This is a genomic window from Posidoniimonas polymericola (genome assembly GCF_007859935.1).
Lineage (GTDB): Bacteria > Planctomycetota > Planctomycetia > Pirellulales > Lacipirellulaceae > Posidoniimonas > Posidoniimonas polymericola.
In genome coordinates this window covers 162,824-182,821 of record NZ_SJPO01000006.1, presented here as the reverse complement: position 1 = coordinate 182,821, position 19,998 = coordinate 162,824, and the positions used below count along the sequence as shown (strand labels likewise).

The 19,998-nt window shown below is 67.6% G+C and carries 15 protein-coding genes; 7 read left to right on the top strand and 8 right to left on the bottom strand.

Going from position 1 to position 19,998, the window contains the following annotated elements; translation table 11 throughout:
* Positions 1–7: 7 nt before the first annotated feature.
* Both Pla123a_RS13450 and Pla123a_RS13445 read right to left on the bottom strand, forming a co-directional pair.
* Complete coding sequence (locus tag Pla123a_RS13450; RefSeq protein WP_146587767.1) at positions 8–559, bottom strand: hypothetical protein; 552 nt, start codon at positions 557–559, stop codon at positions 8–10.
* A gap of 389 nt (positions 560–948) precedes the next feature.
* A complete protein-coding gene (locus tag Pla123a_RS13445) occupies positions 949–1,740 on the bottom strand; it encodes a hypothetical protein (protein ID WP_146587765.1) in 792 nt (263 codons plus the stop codon).
* Positions 1,741–2,055: 315 nt separating this feature from the next.
* On the opposite strand from Pla123a_RS13445, the gene Pla123a_RS13440 reads away from it, so the two are divergent.
* Both Pla123a_RS13440 and Pla123a_RS13435 read left to right on the top strand, forming a co-directional pair.
* Entirely contained in the window at positions 2,056–3,159 is a 1,104-nt protein-coding gene (locus Pla123a_RS13440) for a phytanoyl-CoA dioxygenase family protein (RefSeq protein WP_146587763.1), read from the top strand.
* Between the two features lie 49 nt (positions 3,160–3,208).
* A complete protein-coding gene (locus tag Pla123a_RS13435; protein ID WP_146587761.1) occupies positions 3,209–4,126 on the top strand; it encodes an SDR family NAD(P)-dependent oxidoreductase in 918 nt (305 codons plus the stop codon).
* Here the strand turns inward: Pla123a_RS13435 and Pla123a_RS13430 are convergent.
* Positions 4,110–5,999, bottom strand: a complete 1,890-nt coding sequence (locus Pla123a_RS13430) for a c-type cytochrome domain-containing protein (protein ID WP_197527938.1) — start codon at positions 5,997–5,999, stop codon at positions 4,110–4,112. The two genes, Pla123a_RS13435 and Pla123a_RS13430, sit on opposite strands and share 17 nt — an antisense overlap.
* A 140-nt stretch (positions 6,000–6,139) precedes the next feature.
* Entirely contained in the window at positions 6,140–6,652 is a 513-nt protein-coding gene (locus Pla123a_RS13425; RefSeq protein ID WP_146587757.1) for a hypothetical protein, read from the bottom strand.
* 839 nt (positions 6,653–7,491) lie between these two features.
* Between Pla123a_RS13425 and Pla123a_RS13415 the strand changes: the two genes are divergently transcribed.
* Genes Pla123a_RS13415 through Pla123a_RS13405 form a run of 3 tightly spaced genes read left to right on the top strand, consistent with a single transcriptional unit; the run spans position 7,492 to position 10,369 of the window.
* Positions 7,492–8,292, top strand: a complete 801-nt coding sequence (locus Pla123a_RS13415) for an SAM hydrolase/SAM-dependent halogenase family protein (protein ID WP_197527937.1) — start codon at positions 7,492–7,494, stop codon at positions 8,290–8,292.
* Positions 8,289–9,641: an adenosylmethionine--8-amino-7-oxononanoate transaminase gene (gene bioA, locus Pla123a_RS13410; protein ID WP_146587752.1), complete on the top strand. Its 1,353-nt coding sequence runs from the start codon at positions 8,289–8,291 to the stop codon at positions 9,639–9,641. The genes Pla123a_RS13415 and bioA overlap by 4 nt, the downstream gene beginning before the upstream one ends.
* A complete protein-coding gene (locus Pla123a_RS13405; protein ID WP_231956449.1) occupies positions 9,638–10,369 on the top strand; it encodes a type 1 glutamine amidotransferase in 732 nt (243 codons plus the stop codon). Before bioA ends, Pla123a_RS13405 begins: the two co-directional genes overlap by 4 nt.
* Positions 10,370–10,414: 45 nt before the next feature.
* Here the strand turns inward: Pla123a_RS13405 and Pla123a_RS13400 are convergent, their stop codons facing one another.
* From Pla123a_RS13400 to Pla123a_RS13385, 4 genes are all read right to left on the bottom strand, one after another.
* Positions 10,415–10,984, bottom strand: a complete 570-nt coding sequence (locus Pla123a_RS13400) for a hypothetical protein (RefSeq protein ID WP_146587750.1) — start codon at positions 10,982–10,984, stop codon at positions 10,415–10,417.
* A gap of 116 nt (positions 10,985–11,100) precedes the next feature.
* The gene (locus Pla123a_RS13395; RefSeq protein WP_146587748.1) at positions 11,101–11,634 is read right to left on the bottom strand and encodes a hypothetical protein; all 534 of its coding nucleotides are present in this window, start codon (positions 11,632–11,634) and stop codon (positions 11,101–11,103) included.
* A gap of 11 nt (positions 11,635–11,645) precedes the next feature.
* Entirely contained in the window at positions 11,646–13,598 is a 1,953-nt protein-coding gene (locus Pla123a_RS13390; RefSeq protein ID WP_231956447.1) for a preprotein translocase subunit SecA, read from the bottom strand.
* A 114-nt stretch (positions 13,599–13,712) separates the two neighbouring features.
* Positions 13,713–14,528, bottom strand: coding sequence for a hypothetical protein (locus Pla123a_RS13385; RefSeq protein ID WP_146587744.1), 816 nt, complete (start codon positions 14,526–14,528; stop codon positions 13,713–13,715).
* A 285-nt stretch (positions 14,529–14,813) separates the two neighbouring features.
* Here Pla123a_RS13385 and Pla123a_RS13380 point away from each other — a divergent pair, with 285 nt between their 5' ends.
* Both Pla123a_RS13380 and Pla123a_RS13375 read left to right on the top strand, forming a co-directional pair.
* Positions 14,814–18,692 (top strand): hypothetical protein, encoded by a 3,879-nt coding sequence (locus Pla123a_RS13380; RefSeq protein WP_146587742.1) that lies wholly within the window; start codon positions 14,814–14,816, stop codon positions 18,690–18,692.
* Between the two features lie 23 nt (positions 18,693–18,715).
* The gene (locus tag Pla123a_RS13375; protein WP_146587740.1) at positions 18,716–19,990 is read left to right on the top strand and encodes a hypothetical protein; all 1,275 of its coding nucleotides are present in this window, start codon (positions 18,716–18,718) and stop codon (positions 19,988–19,990) included.
* Positions 19,991–19,998 lie beyond the last annotated feature (8 nt).

The window sequence follows — 19,998 nt, the reverse complement described above, 5'->3', positions numbered from 1 at the left end:
GGGGCGATCAACGCAACGGCTTGGGGAATTCCCCCGCGATCGCGTTGTCGATCGTCTGATGATAGACCTCGTCGTCCCAAGCCTCCTTGGCCTGGGCGGCGAGTTTCTTGGCTTGCTGCGGCTGGTTGGTGACGGCCATCAGGGCGATGAGGCTGGCCGCGTCGCGCGTTAGCCTCTTCCGCGCAAACTCCCAGCGGAGCTCGTCGGTGACTGAGAACACAGCGATATTGCCAGCTAGTTCTTCGCGATCCCACCGAAATGACTCCAGGACCAGCCGCAGTTCTTCGGCCGGGTAGGAATAGTGCGCGCAGAGCTCGTAGCGCTGAGATCCAACAAGCAGGTCTTTGGCGAGGTAGTAGACCCGCGACGCGATCGGCTTTGATTCTGCGTGGAGCTGGAGGAACAGGTCGATGGTGTCGCTGTCGGCTTTGAGGTAACGGTTGAACGCGCGGTATTCGTGGAATTGTCGCCAGCAGTCGTCGTCGGCCAGCACCCTCTCTCGGGTTCGCTCGCGAGCCTGCAAGAATGCTTCCAACGCGGCCGGAAGGAATCTGGTCAAATCGAACCATTGTTTCAGCACCATGAAGCCGTGACAGTTGGGGCCGAGCCGCGTGGCATTCTCGTAGCACCAGACGACCTTTTGGAGCGCGAGTTCGACGCGTGATGCGTACCTGTCGCGCTCCGCCTCGAAGAGGATTGACTGTAGGTCAGGTTCGTCCGGCGGACGCCAGGCTGGGGCTCGCATCTAACTTCTCAACTCGGCTCGTAGGGGAGCTAGCTGTCGGCAATGCCCGAGGGGGCGTGCCGAGAGCCATTCGATCGGCCGGCCTCGGCGTCAGAGCTCGTAGCTGCGTTTGCTGATGCCTGCGACGACGCGCCAGGGCTCTGAGCCGCGTCCTCACACCGCGTTCTGCTGGAGGACGCATTCTCCTCGCGAAACCGTTCCTCTCACGGCCAAGCCTTGGGGAACTTCCCTTCCACCGCGCCGTCAATTGTCTGGTGAAAGGCCTCGTTGTCCCACGCCTGCTTGGCTTGGGCGGCCAGCTTCTTGGCGACCTCGGGCTGGTCCGTAACGGCCATCAACGCGATCAGGCTGGCGGCGTTGTGCGTCAGCGAGTCGTGGGCGTACTCAAGGTGCGACTCGGCGAACTCCTTATCTTCGGAGGCGGCGTAGTCGAGATTCCATTGATAGTCCCTGAGGATACTCTTGATCTCTTTCGCCGGCTCCGCGTAGCGGGCGGCTAGCTCATACTTCTTGGCGGGGAGCAGCGCATCCTTGGCGATGTCGTACACCTCGCGGGCCGTCTTGGGATGCTCCTTGTCGAGCGTTTCGAACAGCTCGACCGTCTTGGCGTCCTGTTCTAGCACCTCGTTGAGCGACTGGAAGTCGTGAAACGATTCACGGGCTTCCTTGCCCGCCAAAACCCGCTGCCCGGCGGTGTCGCGCTGCTTCTTGAGTTCCGCCAGCGCGGGAGGGTAGTCATCGGCCAGGTCCTTCCAGTAACCCAGTGCAAACGACAGCCGCACGCCGTACTGCGCGGGTTCGATGGCGAGCGCGTTTTCGTGGTACCAGACGTGCTTTTGGAGCGCCTCCGCGTGCCGGCCCGCCCGGGCGTCGCGCTGAGCCTCGTTGAGGATGGCGCCCGGATTGGCCTTTTCGGGGGGCGACCACTCGGCGGCGTTGAGCCGTGCTAGCGGCAGCGCAGCGACAAGTGCGAGGGCGATGAGGGCGTTCTTCATGGGTACCTTTGGCTGGCGGAAGGTTTTACTGTAGCAGCTTTCAGAGGCGGTTTCACGCAGTGGCCGACGCCCGATTGCTGGCTGACTGTGGTTTTTGCCGGCAGTTGCTGAATTGACCGCCACTGCCCTGGCAGGGCGCCTGCGGCGATAGCGGAGCTCGCACCGAGTTTCATTCTCGGGTTTGTCGAGGGCTGCTAATCTCCCCGCCTGCAGATTCCGATAACTCTCTCTAACCGGAATAACCTGCCAGTGTGCCGCTGGCGTTCCGACCGTACAAAGACCCACCCTCCCCTTGTGAGTCGCAGGAGCGTTGCCATGAACATGCACCCCAAAGTCCGTCCTCTTTGGCAGCGGTTGCCCCTTTGCGCCGGTCTGGGCGGCCTGATGGGGTACAAGGCCCTCGGCCTGCCGCGGAACATCCTGCCCCGCGACATAAAGGCGATCGTCAACAACTGGGACTACGAGATGTTCCGCGAGCTGATCGGCAGCGGCCTGACCAGCGCGTACATCGACCAGCCCTGCTACTTCAAGATGCCGGAGAAGATCGCTCCGAAGGCCGAAGTCGCGCCCGAGTACCGGATGAGCCAGGAGCAGCTCAAGGGCTTCTACACCAACGGCTTCGCCGGCCCGTTCGACGCGTTCAGCCGCGAGCAGATGCTCGACTTCAAGGCCGACCTGCTGGCGATCGAGGGCCGCACCAGCAAGACCTACAACTTCGTGACCCCCCGCGACCGGCACTTCGAGATGCCGCGGCTGTGGAACTACATGAAGAGCCCGGCGATCACCGAGCGGGTCGCCCAGATCCTGGGAGCCGACCTCAACTGCTGGCGTTCGCAGATCTTCTACAAGGGCCCCGGGGCCCCCGCCATCCAGTGGCACCAGGCCAGCACGTTCATGGTGGAAGATTACCAGGACCCCGCCATCTTCCCAGCCGACCGCAGCGAGATCTTCCAGGTCACTGTCTGGGTGGCGGTCGACGAGTCGACCCACGAGAACGGCGCCCTGCGGTTCGCCAAGGGGACGCACGACCGGGTCCGCAAGATCAAGTTTGGCGGCAAGGAGGGCTTCTACAACGCCTCGTACGACCTCGACTTCTCCGAGGACGAAACCGAGTGCGTCGAGGTCCCCTGCAAGCCGGGCCAGTTCATCATCTTCACCGAGCGGTGCATCCACGGCTCGGCCCCCAACACCACCAACCGGCACCGCCTGGCGTTCAACCTGCGGGTCACGCCAACCAATGTGGCGGTGTACCCGGGGAAGAAGTACTATCGCAGCGTGTACAACGGCGGCAAGTACCACCTCGACAAGTGGGGCGTCTGCCTGCTGCGGGGCGAGGACCGCTGCCACCTGAGCCGCACGATCCCGGCCGAGGCGCTCGAGCGGGGCGAGTTCTCCCGCGTGCTGGCGCCCGCCGCCTAGGCGGCGCCGGTTGCCACCCGGAAACCATCCTCCGATCCACCGACTATCAATGCGAAAGCTTGCTGGAAAACGGGCGCTCGTCACCGGCGCCGCGTCGGGCATCGGACGCGAGATCGCGCTGCGGCTGGCCAGGGAGCACGTCGACCTGTACCTGTTGGACTTCAACCAGGAGGGCCTGCAGGACGTCGTGGACGAGGTCGCGGAGCTGGGCGTCGAGGTCGAGGCCCACGTCTGCGACCTACGCAACCAGGACGAGGTCGAGGGCGCCGCGGAGTTTGCGATCGACTACTGGGCGGGCGTCGACATCCTGGTGAACAATGCCGGGGTCACCTACTACGGCATCACCCACCTGATGCCGCCGGAGGAGTGCCACAACCTGCTGGCCACCAACCTGGTCAGCGGGATCACGCTCACCCAGCGGCTGCTGCCGTGGATGCTGGCCCGCCCGCAGTCGCACGTGCTGAACGTCTGCAGCGTGCTGGGACTGGTGGGGCTGCCGCGGGTCGCGTTGTACTGCACGACCAAGTTCGCGATGGTCGGCTACAGCGAGGCGCTCCGCGCCGAGTACGGCCGCCAGGGGCTGGGCGTCACGGCGCTCTGCCCCGGGTTTGTCCGCACCAACCTGTTCAGCTCCGCCCGGCCCATGGCCGAAGGCGCCGAGCCGCGGACCCCGCCGAGCTTTATGTGCGCCAAGCCCGAGTGCGTCGCGCGGCGAGCCGTGCGGGCGATTGAACGCAACCAGCGGCGGGTCGTGCTCGAGCCGTTCGCGCGTCTTGCCTACGGCGTCAAATCGATGGCGCCCGGCTTGCTCGACTGGGCGCTGCGGCTGGGCGAGCAGAAGAAGATCGCAGGCAAACGGCAGCGTCTTGCAGAGCTCTCCAGCGATCCGACCGAGGCGCTACGCCTGGCGGTCGGCAACCAGGCGATGCCACGGGCCTACGAGCCGCCGGCTAGCCGCGCCGCTTGAGCGACGCCGCCCACTGCTCGGCGACCTGCCGCGGCGAGGCGTTGTAACGCTTGCCAAACGCCGCGCCGAATCCTTGCCCGCCACCGACGTCCTCGAGCAGGCCGTGAAACGCCTTGCCGTTGCGGGCCATGCCGGCGACAAAGTGCATCGCGACCACGCCGGCTTCCTCCGGCGGCATGCCGCCGGCCATGAAGGCGTCGGCCTTGGTCATCCGCTTCGCCGCGTCGACCAGACCCGCGATCCAGGCCTCGCTGAGCGGGTCCTTCGGCATCGCCTTGGCGACCGCGTAGCGGGCAGCGCCCTCGACAAACCAGTCTGGGGCTTGGCCGCCCGCCTGCTCGGCAACGGCCAACGCGGCGACCTGCTTTGCGAGCGCGGCGCCGGACGGGTCCTCGTCATCGGCCAGGGTGAGGCACGCGTACGGCTCGACCGGGTCGAAGCGGGCGTGCCCGACGGCGTCGTCGCCGAGCTGCCGCTTCTCGACCATCAGCACGAACTCGCGGTAGTCGATCCGCTGGTTGAATAAATACAGTGTCTGCTTCGATTTACCGAGCGGCGCGCCGGGCGCCAGGCCGAGGGTCTTCTGCATGTTGTCGGTCAGCGACTCCGCGGCGGCCGCCACTGCTTCGAGGCGCGACTCCGGGATCGAGCCTACCACCAGAAACCGCTCGGACGTTGCTTCGCGGGCCTGCTCATCGGGGATGCCGAGCCGCCAGCTCTCCAGCGCCAGCGCCGCCCGCATGGTGGTCAGCTCATCGGGCGTGGCCCGCTCGGCCCGGACCACGGCGGTGCTGCGGCTGAGCGGTTCGCCGGGCGCCCGGCCGTCGAACTTGGCTCCCTCCTGCACCCAGGTGGTGATCGTTTGGATCTGCTCGGCGGTGAGCGCCGGCCCGTTCGGCGGCATCCGCTGCTCGGCGTCGGGCTGGATGCGGCGGACCATCTCGCTGCCGGCGGGGGCGCCGGGCGAGACAATCGACGCGTCGATCAGCTGCTGGTAAGCGGCAAAGCGGAGCTGACCGCGGTTGTCGTTCACGTGGCACTCGGCGCAGCGGTCCGTCAAGATCGGGGCGACATCGAGCGCGAAGCTGACAGTCTCATTGCCGGTGGCCCGGCTGGCGGCCGGCTTCGGCTGCTCCTGCATCGGCTCGCCCGGGCTTGGACCGGCCTCGAGCCGCTTGAGGTTGGCGTCGGGGTCGGCGCCGTCGAACTTGGCGCCCTGCGTGATCCAGCGGGAGATGAGCGTCATCTCTTCCGGGCGGAGCGGCGCGCCGGGGGGCATGGCGCCCGACTCGAGGTTGTCCATCATCACGCCGCCGGTCCCCTCGCCGGGGATCAGCACGCGGCCACCCTCAGAGCCACGCATCAGGCTGTTGTAAGTCGCCAGGCTGAAGCCGCCCTGCGAGCGGTCGACGTGGCAGCGTCCGCACTTCTGCGCCAGCAGCGGGGCGACCTGCTCGACAAAGCTAACGTCGCCCTGGTCGAAACGGCCCCGGCGCGGCGGACGCCCTTCGCCCGCGGGCTGCTCAGGCATGGTGGGCTCGGTCGAGCCGAGCTCCGGCAGTGTGAGCCCAGCGGTGGTGAGCTGCTGGTGCGTCTCGGCAAGCTGCTCGGCGGCCCGAGCGTAGGTCCGCTGCAGCTTAGGGTCGAGTTCCTTGGCGACCTCCTGGATCTTCTCTTGGGCCTCGGTGAACTGGGCCGTCGCGTCGTCGCCGCGGTCACGCTCGGCCAGCCGCACCGCCGCTTTGAGCAGGGTGGTCGCGCGGCGGAGCTCGTCCCGTTGTTCCCGCAGCGTCGCGGCGAGTCCGAGCGTAGGCAGCAGCAGGGCGAGGAGCGCGGCGGCCGCGCACAGATTCCACGAGATTGAGCGTTGCATAGGCCCTGCCATTGGTGAGTACCGGGACGCCAGGCCTGTAATTCTAATCAATCCGCCGCCGCCGCGGCAAAATAGCTTTGCGTGGCGTGGTCCGCTGGGCCTCTTTCGGCCTTAGGCGGCAAGCAGGGCCCAGCAGGGGGCTAGCTGGCGTGGTGCCGCCGCTTCACCTTCTGGCGGGGGCGGCGGCTCTGGCGGCCGCCGGTGGCCAAGTAGCCATAATGGATCGCGAACCACTCGGCGTACCGCTCGCGGTCAGTGTAGGACGAGTTCCGCTCGTCCAACAGGTGCCCCAGCTCGTGGATCAGGATGTTGTTGAGGTAGTAGTCGCGGACCGTTTCCTCGGTCCAGGTGAGGGTCCACACCCCCGGCTCCGGCTGGCCCCACCGACCGCCGTACATCTGCGATTCGGTGACGGTCTCGGGCCGCGGCGGGCTGTAGAAGGTCTCGACCAGGGATTCCTCGAGCGGGTAGAGGTACAGCGTGGCCCCCCACTGCATGCCGTAACATGGGAAGCTCTGCTTCTTGCGGGTCACCCGCGAGAGCTGGATGATCTCCAGGCCCTCGAGGAAGTGCTCGGGGAGCTGGGCCAGTCGGTCACGCACCTCGTCCGGGGTGACCACATGGCGGTATCCGTAGCCGGGGTCCTGGACCACGACCTTGTAGGGATCCCCTGCTCCTACTGGCTCGTGCCAGTCTTCCGGTGGGCTGAACGGCTGCGCGACGTCTTGGCTGCCAACACAACGGCGCGATTGGGGTCGTGCGCGCTGTTTGAAGCGTGCAGCTGGAGTCGCGTTGCGGCCTCGGGCGACTGCCTTCGATGTTTTGGCACGTGCGTTGCTGTGGTGCTTCATGGTTAATAGCGCGGGCGTTCAAACGAACCACACTCACGCGATGCTAGAGGGGCCCTCGAGGCGTCTTACCAAGAGGAGTGACCAACGAGGTCAGCGTCGCATCGCTGGGCCGTTCTCCGACGGCTAGATAGGGGGGCCGACGCCCTGGTTGAGCGTCACTTCTATGGTAGGCTCTCGCCCAGAGGGCAAGCAAGGAGATTTCGTAAGTCGTTTCCTCGAAGTGGCTTGCGTTTGCTGGACACCCCTGGGAAAAGGGCCGCGAAGGCACCGGATGCGGCCGTCCGCGATGGGTGGTTTGAGCTCACTTGCACGCCAATCTTGGAGGGTAGAGGACACTGCTTTTTGGTGATGCTCATAGCGTGGAAGGTCCATCTGGTTGGCCCCATCAAGATCGCGCGCAGCGCGACAGCGCCGAGCTCTTGCAGCGCGTTGGAGTGATTGATGAAGCACGAGCGCAGACCGCCGACGTTGCCACGCAAGGAGCGCGCGACGATGCGTTCGTTGAAAAAAGTCAAAAAAAAATTTGCCCGACGCGCGGAGCCAACGTCGCTTCACAGCGCGACTCGTTGGCGATCAATTGGAGGAGTCTGAAGGGGCCATTCGGCGCCAACCATGGCGAGCAAGCGTTACATTGAATGACGATGGCCTTGATTACGCTCACCACCGACTTTGGCGAAGGCAGCTACTACGTAGCGGCGATGAAGGGGGTCATCGCGCGGATTAACCCAGCGGCCGTCGTTGTGGACCTGACCCACAGTATTCCGGCCCAATCGATCGCGGCGGGGGCGGCGGCTCTGGCGGCCGCTGCGCCCTGGTTCCCGGCGGGGACGATCCATGTGGCGGTGGTCGACCCCGGCGTCGGCACCGATCGGCAGATTGTGTACGTCGAACTCGGGGATTGGCGGTTCGTCCTGCCCAACAACGGCCTGCTGACAAGGTTGGCCTCGATGTACGCGGCCTCTAAGATGGTGGTCATCGAGAACCGGGAACACTGGCTGCCAGAGGTGAGCTCAACCTTCCACGGACGCGACATTATGGCGCCTGTGGCGGCCAAGTTGGGCCTGGGACTATGCCCTGACTCGCTAGGCCCTGATACACTCGATAAACCAACGGATAAGCTAATACTGCTTCCCGAACCAAGGGCGGAACGCGTGGGGGATCGGATTCAAGGCGAGGTGGTGGAGGTCGACTCCTTCGGCAACCTCATTACGAACATTACTAGCGTGATGCTGGAGGGCGCCCCGCGGGACGAGACGCTGCAGATCCACTGCGACGGGCACCAAACCATGGGCCTGTACTCGACTTACGGCGATCAGCCCGAGATGACGCTGATCGCACTCGTTGGCTCGACAGACCGGCTCGAGCTGGCCATCGTCAACGACAGCGCCGCCGCGATGCTCGGCGTCAGGGCCGGCACGCCGGTCGAGGTGAGCTGGGGATGAGCGACCCGCCTGGCCGTGATGCGCCGACCCCCGAGCAGCTGATTGACTGGGACGTTGCCCATTTCTGGCACTCGTTCACCCAGATGCACGAGTACGAGCCGCTGGTGATCGCCGCGGCCGAGGGCTGCGAGCTGATTGGAGCCGACGGCCGGAGGTTCCTCGACGGGGCCAGCAGCATGTGGTGCAACGTGCACGGGCACGCGCACCCCGCGATCAACCAGGCGATCAGCGAGCAGCTCGCCCGCGGCGCCCACATCACGTCGCTCGGCATGGGCTGCGACACCACCGTGCGGCTCGCGAAGCGGCTGGTCGGTATCGCGCCAGCGGGGCTCGACCGGGTGCTGTTCTCGAGCGATGGCTCGTCGGCGATCGAGGTCGCGCTGAAGACCGCCTTCCAGTACTGGCAGCAGTGCCCCGAACCGCGGCCGGCGAAGACCCGCTTCCTGGCGTTCGGCGCCGCCTACCACGGCGACACCATCGGCGCTGCGAGCGTTGGCGGCATCGACAAGTTCCACGCCCTGTTCAAGCCGCTGCTGTTCGACGCGGTCTACGCGCCGGGCCCCGACCGGCACAAGCTGCCCGCCGGCGTTGCGCCCGAGGCGGCGTGCGACTACTACCTGGGCGAGACCGAGCGGCTGCTAGCCGAGCGCGCCGACGAGGTGGCCGCGGTGGTCATTGAGCCGCTGGTGCAGTGCGCCGCCGGCATGGTGATGCACCCGCCCGGCTTCCTGGGAGGCCTCCGCAAGCTGTGCGACCGGTACAACGTGCTGCTGATTCTCGACGAGGTCGCGGTCGGCTTCGGCAAGACCGGTCGGATGTTTGCCTGCGAGCACGACGGTGTTTCGCCCGATTTCTTGTGCCTCGGCAAGGGGCTAACGGGCGGCTACCTGCCAATGGCGACCACCCTCACCCGGACCAAGATCTACAACGCCTTCCTCGGCGACGCGGCCAGCGGCCGGGCGCTGTACCACGGCCACACCTTCTGTGGGAACCCGGCGTCGGCGGCTGCCGCACTGGCGAGCCTCGACCTGTTCGAGAGCGAGCAGACGCTGGCGGGTCTCGAGCCGAAGATCGCCCGCCTCGGCGAGCGGTTCTGCCGTCTGGCCGAGCACCCGGCGGTCACCAACGCCCGGCAGACCGGCATCATCGCCGCGGCCGACTACGTCGCCGAACACCAAGTGGGCCGCAAGGTCGCCGCCTACGCACTGGAGCACGGCCTGTGGATCCGACCTCAGCCCGGCATGGTCTACGTGATGCCGCCGCTGGCGATCAGCCTCGAGGAGATCGACCGCATGATGGACGTGATCGAGGCCGGCATTGTTGAAGTGACGGGGATCGCCATCAAGTGAGCCTGTCCGGAAACGCCCGCTTCTTGCTGCTGCAGGTCCGCAACGAGGGCGACCCGATCATTGGGCAGGAGATTAACTGCTTCGCCGCGGCGCTGGGCTGCGACGCGTCACGGGTTACGCCGCAGAGCGTCCTTGGCGGCTTCCCATCGCAGTCGCTCGTCGACCAGCACGACGCGGTGCTGATCGGCGGCAGCGGCGACTACTCGGCGGCCGGCGAGGGGGAGTGGCTCGAGCGGATCCTCGACGGGCTCCGCCTGCTGCACGATCAGGGCAAGCCAACGTTTGCCTCGTGCTGGGGGTTCCAGGCCTTTGCCCGCGCGATCGGCGGCTGCTGTGAGCACGACCCCGCCAACGCCGAGCTAGGCAACGTCGAGCTTACGCTGACCGAACACGGCCGGCAGGACCCGGTGTTCGGCGCCCTGCCCCCGCGGTTCCTCGGCTTCGCCGGTCACGAGGACCACGTTACCCGCCTGCCGCCCGACGCGGTGCTGTTGGCGTCTACCGATCGCGTGCCAGAGCAGGCCTACACGTTCGCCGACAAGCCGATTTACGCCACGCAGTTCCACCCCGAACTGACTCGCGACACCATCCTGCAGCGGCTGGCGGCCTACCCGCGCTACGTCGAGCAGTTCGCGGGGATGACGCTCGCGGAGCTGACGGTGCATTTGCAGGAAACGCCGGAGGCGAATGGGCTGCTGTCGCGTTTTGTTGAGTCCGTGCTGGCCTAAACAGCGTGCTCAAGTCTTGAAATCGCTTTCGGCTGACAGGCCCGCTCACTTGCCGCGAGCGTTTTGGAGCAGCTCACGGAACGCGGGACGCACCGACTGGTGCAGCTTCCGCTCGAACGAGCGGTTGAGCTTCTTAAGAGCGATCAGCTCGACAACGTCGGCAAAGTCTTTGTGCATCCGCCGGGCGTCGCCCTGCCCGCAGGCGATTTTCGATTCAATGAGCCGCGCGAGGTTGAGCACCGGCAGACCTTCGAGGACAGTGACCGAGTCGGCGTCATCTGGGTCTGGTAGGCGGACGTCGGCGCCACGCCCTGCGCGTTCTCCCGCGATCAGGAACTGGACTACAGCGCCCGACTCACTTGAGAACTGCTTCTGGTCGGCGTCCCAGGTCCACCCTGATGCAGTGAACGCATTGCGGAGCTTCTCCGAGTCGTCGTTGCGGACCAGCAGGTCGATATCGATGGTGTTGCGCTGATACCCGTGTAGGCAGACGGCAACCCCGTCGACGATCGCGTGAGACACGCCAACGCCATCCAGCAGCGCGTGCGAGGACTCGGCCGCCTGCCAGAGCGTTTCTTTGCCGAGCATGCTGTAGGTGCCTTTAGCGGATAACATGGGAGTCCACGCGGGCGGCTGGAATAAGGTCGGTCACATGTACTTTACCATGCCAAGGGCCCGTTGGCGGCGCCTCTTTCTATCAGCGGGCAGTATCGGCTCCCAAGGACCACCAGCTACTGGGCTGATGGAGCAGCGGTCAGCCCGTGCTCGCTAACTGCCTCCCGGTATCGCGTTGCCGGCAGCACGGAGGTTTCTCTGCTGCCTATTTGCTCGTCGCCCCGGTAGGAGTAAATCTGCTCGCACTCGAAGCAGATGGCGATGTCGAGGGATTGGTCGCCGCTGGTGATGCGGACGCCATGCCGCGGATTGAAGCAATCGGGCGGCGGCAGATCGGGGCGGGTAGCGACGCCAGCGCGGAGGGCCTCGAAGAAGGCAGCAGACTCCTCCGCCGTCAGCGGCGTCTGGCCCAGGACCTCGAAGCGATGGAAGCTGTCGTCGGGCGGGTCGTCTAGCCACTCGGGGTTGAGCGACAGCAGCTCGGTTTCGTGCGGCGCCGACAGGAGGGCTTCGACCTCTGCGGGCAGGTACTCCTGGTTGGGATCGAGCTTCGCGATTGCCTCGTTAAGCCTCGACTCCTCGCTTGAGCAACCGGTGACGCCGGCGAGCAGCAAGGCGGCAACGGCGAATGGCGGCGTACTGCGGAGCATGGCAGGCCTTGTTAACCCGGCGAGTCCAGATACGGGTCCTGGCTCATCGCCCGCTGGACCTTCTGGCGTTCCTTGTCGTGGTACAGCAGCACCTTGCGGTCGCGGAAGTGGCGGCGCTCGATCTTGGCCTGGGCCTTGTAGAACACCGAGTCGTAGCCCGACAGCCGGCCGACCTTGTTCGCGCCGATCGCCGTCATCTTGGCGGCCTTCTTGGGGCCGAAGCCCTGCAGGATGATCTCGTCGTCGAGGGCGAGGAACTGGCGGAAAGCGCCGGGGTCGCCCTGGCGGCCGCAGCGGCCGACCAGCTGGCGGTCGATGCGGCGGCTCTCGTGCAGCTCGGTGCAGATCACATACAGGCCGCCCAGCTCGTGAACGCCCTCGCCCAGGCGGATGTCGGTGCCGCGGCCGGCCATGTTGGTCGCCACCGTGACCTTGCCCCGCTCGCCTGCCGCGGCGACGATCTCTGCCTCGCGGGCGACATGCCGGGCGTTGAGCACGGTGGCCTCGATGCCGCGCTCGCCGAGCAGCTTGGCCAGGTGCTCGCTCTTGTCGATCGAGCGGGTGCCAATCAGCACCGGGCGCCCGTTAGCGTGCTGCTCCGAGACGTCCTCGACAATCGCCTTCCACTTCTCATCGGCGCTGCCGAAGACCAAGGTCGGCAGCTGCTGGCGGATCGGCGGGCGGTTGGTCGGGATCGGCGTGACGTACACCTCGTAGATCTTCGATAGCTCGCGGGCCGAGGTGCTGGCGGTGCCGGTCATGCCGGACAGTCGCTGGTAGCGGAGGAACAGGTCCTGGATGGTGATCCGCGCAGCCTGGTTGGTCTCGAAAGTAATCTCGACCCCTTCGCGGGCCTCGATCGCCTGGTGCAGGCCGGCCCGCCACTTGCGGCCCTCCGACAACCGACCGGTAAACTCGTCGACGATGACAATCTCGCCGTCGCGGACGACGTAGTGCCGGTCGAGGATCATCTCGCGCTCGACCTTCACCGACCGCTCGACGTAGTCGTAGATCTCGGACAGCGGCAGCCGGTCCATGGCGGCCGGCTTCTTCAGCTCGCGGACCAGGCGGCGGCCGGCCAGGTTGAGGTCGACCCGCTTCTCCTTGTCCTCGTAGTCGAAGTGTTCGTCCTCTTCGAAGCGGGGGGCGACCTCCGCGGCCCACAGGTAGGCCTCGGCGGCGATCTCCTCGTCCTCGCCTGGCGCGGCGCTGATGATCAGCGGCGTGCGGGCCTCGTCGATGAGGATGCTGTCGGCCTCGTCGACCAGCATGAAGTGGAGGTCGCCCTGCACGGGCTTCTCGCTGTCGCGGCCCTGGCCGCCGAGCATCTCGCCGAACAGGTCCCGCTCGCCCTCCTCGATGCGGCGTTTCAGCAGCCGGTCGCGGAGGAAGTCGAAGCCCATCTCGTTGGCGGTGCCGTAGGTGACATCGCACGAGTACGCCTTGCGGCGTTGGTCAGAGGCCTGCTGCTGCTGGATCACGCCAATCGACATGCCGAGCGCCTTGTAGACCGGCTCCATCAGCTCGGCGTCGCGCGCGGCAAGGTAGTCGTTGACGGTCGACAGGTGGGCGCCCTTGCCGTCGAGCGCGGCGAGGTACATCGGCAGCGTGGCGGTGAGGGTTTTGCCCTCGCCGGTCTGCATCTCGATGATGGAGCCGTGGTGCGCGGCGGCGCCACCCAGCAACTGCACGTCGAAGTGCCGCATGTTTTTAGTGCGTCGGGCGGCCTCGCGGACCAGCGCGAAGCCCTCGACCAGCAGCCGGTCGAGCGGCTCGCCGCTGCGGGCGCGGTAGCGGAGCGACAGGCTCTCTTTCCGCAGGTCGTAGTCACTCAGCTCCTGCAGCTCCGGCTCGCGGGCGGCGATGGCGGGCAGGCAGGCGGACCACTTCGCCAGCCGACGGCGCAGCGGGCTGCCGACGAGGCGCTGGATCTGACGCGATGAGCCGGTGGGGACGGTCGACACGGAGGAGCAGTCGCCTGGCGTGAGGCTGGTGGCGGATGCGCGGGCAAGCGGCCCACGGGAGCGGTCTGCCTCAATCGTAGGTCATGGCGGCCGGCAGGGGAACGGTTGCCCGCGTCAGAAGACGCTCGGCGTGACCGGCGTCGGGGTGCTGCGGGGCGACGCCCCGCGGGGCTGGAACCCGTCGCCAGTGGCGGCGGCGTTGGTGGGCGCCGGCTGCTGGTAGTGGGGCGTGGGGAGTTCGGTGATTTGTACTGTGCCGATTGGTCCGGCGGCGGGTTGGCTGGTGGGGGCCTGGCCAACCGGAGCCTGGTAGCTGACCGGGGTCGCGTAGCCTGGCAGACGGACCCGCGGCGCCGGCTGGTAGGCCATAGCGGGATCTGCTGGCGGCGGCGTCACCGCGGCGGGCGACGCTGCGTAGGTGGCTGGTGGAGGCGAACCGGCGCCCCAGGCGAGGCTTACCGGCGGCGTGACGGGAGAAAAATCGGGGCTAGTCGGCGGTTGCTGTGCCTGCATAGCCGCCGGAGCCATGGCCGGCGGAGAGGAAGCGGCGGCCAGTTGAGCCGACGCGCCAACCTGCGCCGGCGCGGACTGCTGCGCCGGGGTACCGAGCCTGAGCGGTTGGTTGTCGGTCGGCAGGCCAATTGCGCTCTCGCCGGCGGCGAAGGTCGCGGGCGGTGTGGAAGCACGCTGCGTCGGCTGCAGCTGTTGGGCGGTGGGGGCCGCAACGAACGTGGCAGGCGGCGCAACGTCGTCGTCGGCGCCCTGGTAGTAAGGCTGGGGCGCCGGTGAGGACGGGATGCGTGTCGCTGGGGGCGGCACCCGGTCTGCCGAGGCAAACGGGTTGGCCGCGGCGCCCTGCTGGTTTTGGCACCCCGTGGCAAGCAACGCGGCCAGCGCGACGCCCAGGAGTGATGTGATTGCGGATGGCATGGCAAGATTCCTTTCAGCGTGCGGTTCTGTTCCGGTTTCCGCAGGCGTGAGGGGGAGCTAGCGAGCGGCGGACCATAGTCCGCGGCGTCGATGCTGTAAAGGCGAAAGCCGGGGCGCCAGCATGGCGATTGCATTCGAACCAACGCGGTGACCCTATACCTCGATCGCTATGGCGTGCTGGCGTCGACGCAACTACAATCCGCCGCAGGTGTTGAACCGGTCCCAAGGATGGGGCCGGAGTCACGGGCGGTTCGCATCAGCCCGCGTTTGGACAAGGAAGTCCGCATGCCGTCCCGGTATCGCCCCTTGAGCGGGCGTCACTACCGAATCGCGTTCCGGCCGCTGATGGTCGGGCTGGGCTGCTGCGCCCTGATGCTGCTGTGCGTTGGCGGTCTCCCCGAGTCGAATGGCCAGGAAGCCGCGTCGGACGTGACCCCGACCGAGAACGCGAGTGCGATCCGCCTGCGGCTGCGTGTCTACTGGGACGGCGGCCCGGACGCCACCGCCTGGAGCGGCGAGGCGTCGATCGACGGCGGCTCGCTCGCCGAGCTCCGCCCGTGGGGCGGCCGAGCCGACACCCCGACGATCGCCATCGAACAATCGGGCGGCGTGCAGATCTCGCCCGGTGGTCCCCGCTCGAGCGGCGCGTTCGACGTGACCGCCATTGGCCCGCCGGACGGGGTGTTGCGGGTCCGCCTCAGCTCGCCCGGCAACGAACCGGTGATCTCCGACGCCCGCCTGCGCGACCTCGCGTCGGGCGCCTACCAGGCAAAGCTTGCCGAAGGCGGCGTTGTCCGCATCTACCGCGCCGCCGACGACCTGCTGCGGGTGGTCTCTGACCGCGAGCAGTTTATCTTCCAGCCCGGCGAGAGCTTCGCGTTCGAGATTGACTCGACCTTGGCGGGCTTCCCGCCCCACACGCCGATCGACCTGCAGGCCGAGGTTTCCGCGGGCCGCGGCGGCGATCCACTCGAGACCGCCGTGCAACGCGCCGCCGCGGACGCCGACGGCAGTTGCCGAGCGCCGATGACGCTCTCCATGCCGCAGGGCGAGGGCGTGTACACGGTGAGCCTTGCTGCCCGGCGGCCCTCGGGCTTCATGCGGGGCTGGGGCAAGGGGGCGAGCAAGCCGCTCGCCGAACGCACCTTCCAGGTGGTCGTGTGGGACGACTCCGCCGCGACGCAGTTATCGGACGCGGCGACCACAGTAGTGGAGATCGACCCGACCAACTCGCGGTGGTGGATGCGGATGCCGGAATGGAAATGGACCCGGCGGGTGCCGTGGCTCCCCAAGGGCCCGCTCGGCAGCGAGCCCGCGGAGCTCGTGACCGAGGCGTCTGGGAAGTGGGTCCGCCTCGCACCGGCGGACCGCCCCGAAGAGCGTCGCTGGCAGGCCTACCCGCTGCCGATCGACCACCCCGGCGCGGCGCACCTGCTAGAAATTGAAGTGGCCGATGGCTCGGCCCAGACGCTCGACCTGTCCCTTTTCGACCGCGACGCCATCGGCCGTGCGGCGCCGCTGGGCGATTCGCTGACCGCGGTAACCGGCGAAGGTCGCGGCGGCGGCGATGGCCGCGTGGTTGTCCGGCGTTTGTTCTGGCCGAAAACCGACTCGCCGATGCTGGTGGTGAGCAACCCGGGCGGAGCCCCCGCGTTCTACGGCAGCGTGCGCGTCAAGTCGCTGTCAAGGGAGCCGCTCGTCGCGCAGGGCCGTCACGCGGGAGAACGCCCGCTGCTGGCGAGTTTCACCAGCGGCCAGCTCACTAAGCTGGTCGGCGCCACCCAGACGCCGGCGGCCGACGGGCGGTATGTGTTTGAGGACTGGCGGTGCTTCTACGACGCCGCCGTGCGGGCGGCCGATTACGTTGAGCAGGGCGGGTACAACGGCGCCACGATCACCGTGGCGGCGGCAGAGGGCGTCGTCTACCCAACCCGCGTGCTCGGCAGTCAGAGTGGGATGGACTGGCAGATTGTCGCCACCGGGGTTGTAGACACTCCGCGCAAAGACCTGCTCGAACTGCTGCTGAGAGAGTTCGACCGCCGCGGGCTGAGTCTGACGTTGGCGGTGGACTTCGCCTCGGCGATGCCGGCGGTCGAGGCCGCCCTGGCCGCGGGCGATCCAACGCCCAGGCTGGTCGACGTCGACGGGCGGACGCCTGACGATTCGCTTGTGCAGTACAACCCCCTCCACCCGATCGTCCGCCGCGAGTCGGTGGCCGCCGTTGCCGAACTGGCCGAGCACTGCCGCGGGCACGAGTGCTTTGCGGGAGTCGCGGTGCGGCTGAGCCCGCGGAGCCACGTCGCGCTGCGCGGCGACCTGTGGGGCGCCGACGCCCGGACGGTTGACGAGTACCTGGCCGCCAAACGGATCGGCTGGCCCGCCGAGACGCCCCGCACGCCCGAGAACGTGCGACGCGCGCTGGCCGGCGACCCTAAGGACCCGTGGCGCGAATGGCGCGAGTGGCGGGCGATGTCGATGGCGGCCCTCTACGGCGAGATGGCCCGCGCCATCGCCGCGGTGGAGCCCTCCGCAAACCTCTACCTGCTAACCGATGACCTGCTGGACGACGCCGCGGGGCGCCGGTTGTTGCGGCCGCGGCTCGAGCAGCGTCTAAGTCTTGACGTACTGCTCCGCGAACGCGGCGTCGACCGCACGCTGCTCGCCGGCCCGCCGAACCTGGTAGTCTCTGTGCCGCGGTACGCCGACTTGTCTGACAACCTGAACCTGGCGGCGCTCCCCATGCAGCAGAACGCGCTGCACTGGCACGACTCGGCGTCTAAGCTCGACGACCCGCACAGCGTTTGCACGCTGCTGCGCGGCAAGCGTCTCGACAGCCTACCAGGCTTCAAGGCCCGCAGCCCGTTCGGCTCCGAGCGGACCTTCACCGCCGCCACTCACCAGCGGGTCGCGTTCGGCCGTCAGGCACCCGCCGCGTTGACTGCCTTGGTGAGCGACGCGCCGGTCGGCGGCCTCTGGGAAGACTGCACCTGCCTCTCGCTAGCCGACGGGGCAATCCCGCTCCGCAGGTTAGTCCGCCAGACTCCGGCCGATGGGTCCGCCGCGTCGGCGTCGCCTGCCCAGCCACTGGCGGGTTGGACGATTGCCAGCGACGAGCACGTCGTGCTGCTGGTCGGCAACCCGAGCGACTGGCCGCTGAAGGCTACCCTAACACTTGACGCCCCCGAGGCGAGCACGGGGCAGCGGCTGACGGCCGACGCCGGCGAGGCGATGCCGCTCGCCAAGCTCGAGCCCGGCAAGCACGCCTGGCCGCTCGAATTGCCGCCCCACGGCGTGGCCGCCTACCGCTTCGACAACCCACGGGTGACCATCGCTGGCGTCCGCAGCGAGACCCAGCCCGGGGCGCTCAAGACGCTGTCGGCCGAGGTCGATCAGCTCGGCCTCCGCGACCTGAACGCGAAGCTCCGGTTTGCAGGCTGCCCGAACCTGTCGTTCGAAGAGGTCGCCGCCGACGGGCTGCCGACCGGGTGGCGGCGGGCCGGCCCCGCAGCGGCGGGCACGATCGCCGTCAGCACCGACAGCGCCGTCGACGGCAAGTCGAGCGTGTCGATCACCGCCGGTGGGCAGCCGATCAAGCTTTCGAGCGCGCCGTTCACGCCGCCCGACACGCGCCAGCTCGTGATGACCTTCTTCGTGCGGGTCGAACGCCACTCGGAAAAGAGCGCACTGACGATCAGGTACCTTACCGGCGAGCCGGGGGAGGAGCTCTTCACCACGATTGCCGGAGATACCCTCTCCAAGAGCGACGGCTGGCGGCAGTTTGTGTTTGCCGAGGACCTGCCGCTCGGCCCGGCGCGTCCGATGCAAATCGAGTTTGAGGCCCGCGACCTGGAGGTCTCGATCGACAAGCTCGAGCTGCAGTCGCTCTCGTTCCCGCTCGACTACGAGCTCGGCGGCGAGGCCCGCCGCCAGCGGCTGGCGCTGGTTCACGTTCTGCAATCGGCCAAGACAGCGCTGGGCGACAGCCGCGTCACCGACTGCCAGCGCACGCTCGACTGCTACTGGGCCGAGTTTCTGCAGCAGCACACGCCGATCGTCGAACGCAAGGTCGAGGTGGCGGCCGAGCAGCAGGCGCCTGCCGAAGAAGAGGACGAGCCGAAGAACGCCCGGGGCTGGAAGTCGTACCTGCCGTCATTCCTCCGCTAGACCGCTTCGCCTATGCTGGTGGCGTGAGCGATCTCCCACCCGTAACCGACGAACACTCGACCGGCCGCGCCGCGTGGCTGGCCCGGTTGTGGGCCGTCGCGACGCCGCTGCTGGTCGGGGTGACCTGGCCGCTGTGGTCCGGAGCCGCCCGCCTGCCTGCAGTGCCGGCCGCCGACTGGCTCCGCACGCCGCCGTTTGTTGGCCCGTTGCTGTTGGCGGGCGCCGCCTGGGGCGCGCTCTGCGTGCTCCGCGGTAAATGCCAGACCGGCCTGGCTTATGGGGTCGTTTGCCTGGGCGGCTTGATGCTGCTTGATCAGCTCCGCTGGCAGCCGTGGGCCTACCACCTGCTGATCATGGCCGTGGTGCTGCTGACCGCTGGCCCGACCTTGGCGGTGCGGCTGCTGAGGGCGTTGGCGGTGAGCGTCTACTTCTACTCGGCGGTAGCAAAACTAGACTACGCGTTCGCCTCAACGCTCGGCCGGCAGATGCTCGAGGCGGCAACCGGTTGGGTTGGCCTTTCACCTCGGGAGTGGCCGGTCTGGCTGGTGTTCGGACTAGCGCTCGCGATGCCCGTTGCGGAAGGACTGATCGCCCCGCTGTTGTGCTTCCGCAAGACCCGCCGCGTAGGACTGCTGCTGGCGACCGCGATGCACGCCGGCGCCGTGCTGGTGCTCGGGCCCTTGGGCCTGGGGCATCGTCCCGGCGTGCTGCTGTGGAACCTGGTCTTCCCCACGCACCTGTGGCTGCTGTTTGGGCCGCCGATACGCAGCGCAGGCATGCAGGCCGTTCGGGCCCGGCCGAGTTGGGCGCCGGCGGTCGCGGTCGGGATCGTTGTGCTGGCGATTGTTGGCCCGCTGACCCGGCCGCTAGGCTGGTGGGACCGTTGGCCATCGTGGGGGCTCTATGCACCCGGCGGCGAGCGGACCGAGGTCTTAGTGCACCGCAGCGTAGTGGATCGGCTGCCCGATTCGCTGCCGCTCGACAGTCCGGACGAGGCGACGGGCCGGGCGCCAACACCCGATGCGGACGAGCAATCCGACTGGCGGCGGCTGCGGCTTGACGAGTGGTCGCTGGGCAACTCATGGGCGCCGCTCTACCCGCAGCGGCGGACGACCATCGCCCTGGCCCGAAGCATTCAGTCTTCCGCTAGGCTGGGCGATTTCTTGCGGGTGGACCTCTACACGGCCGCCAACCGCTTCTCGGGAGAACGCCAGGTCGAGACACTCCTCGGCGCCAAGGCGATCGACGCGTACGCCGAGCGCTACTGGCTCAACGCCAAGAGCGGTCCGCTACCCTGACGGCGTGC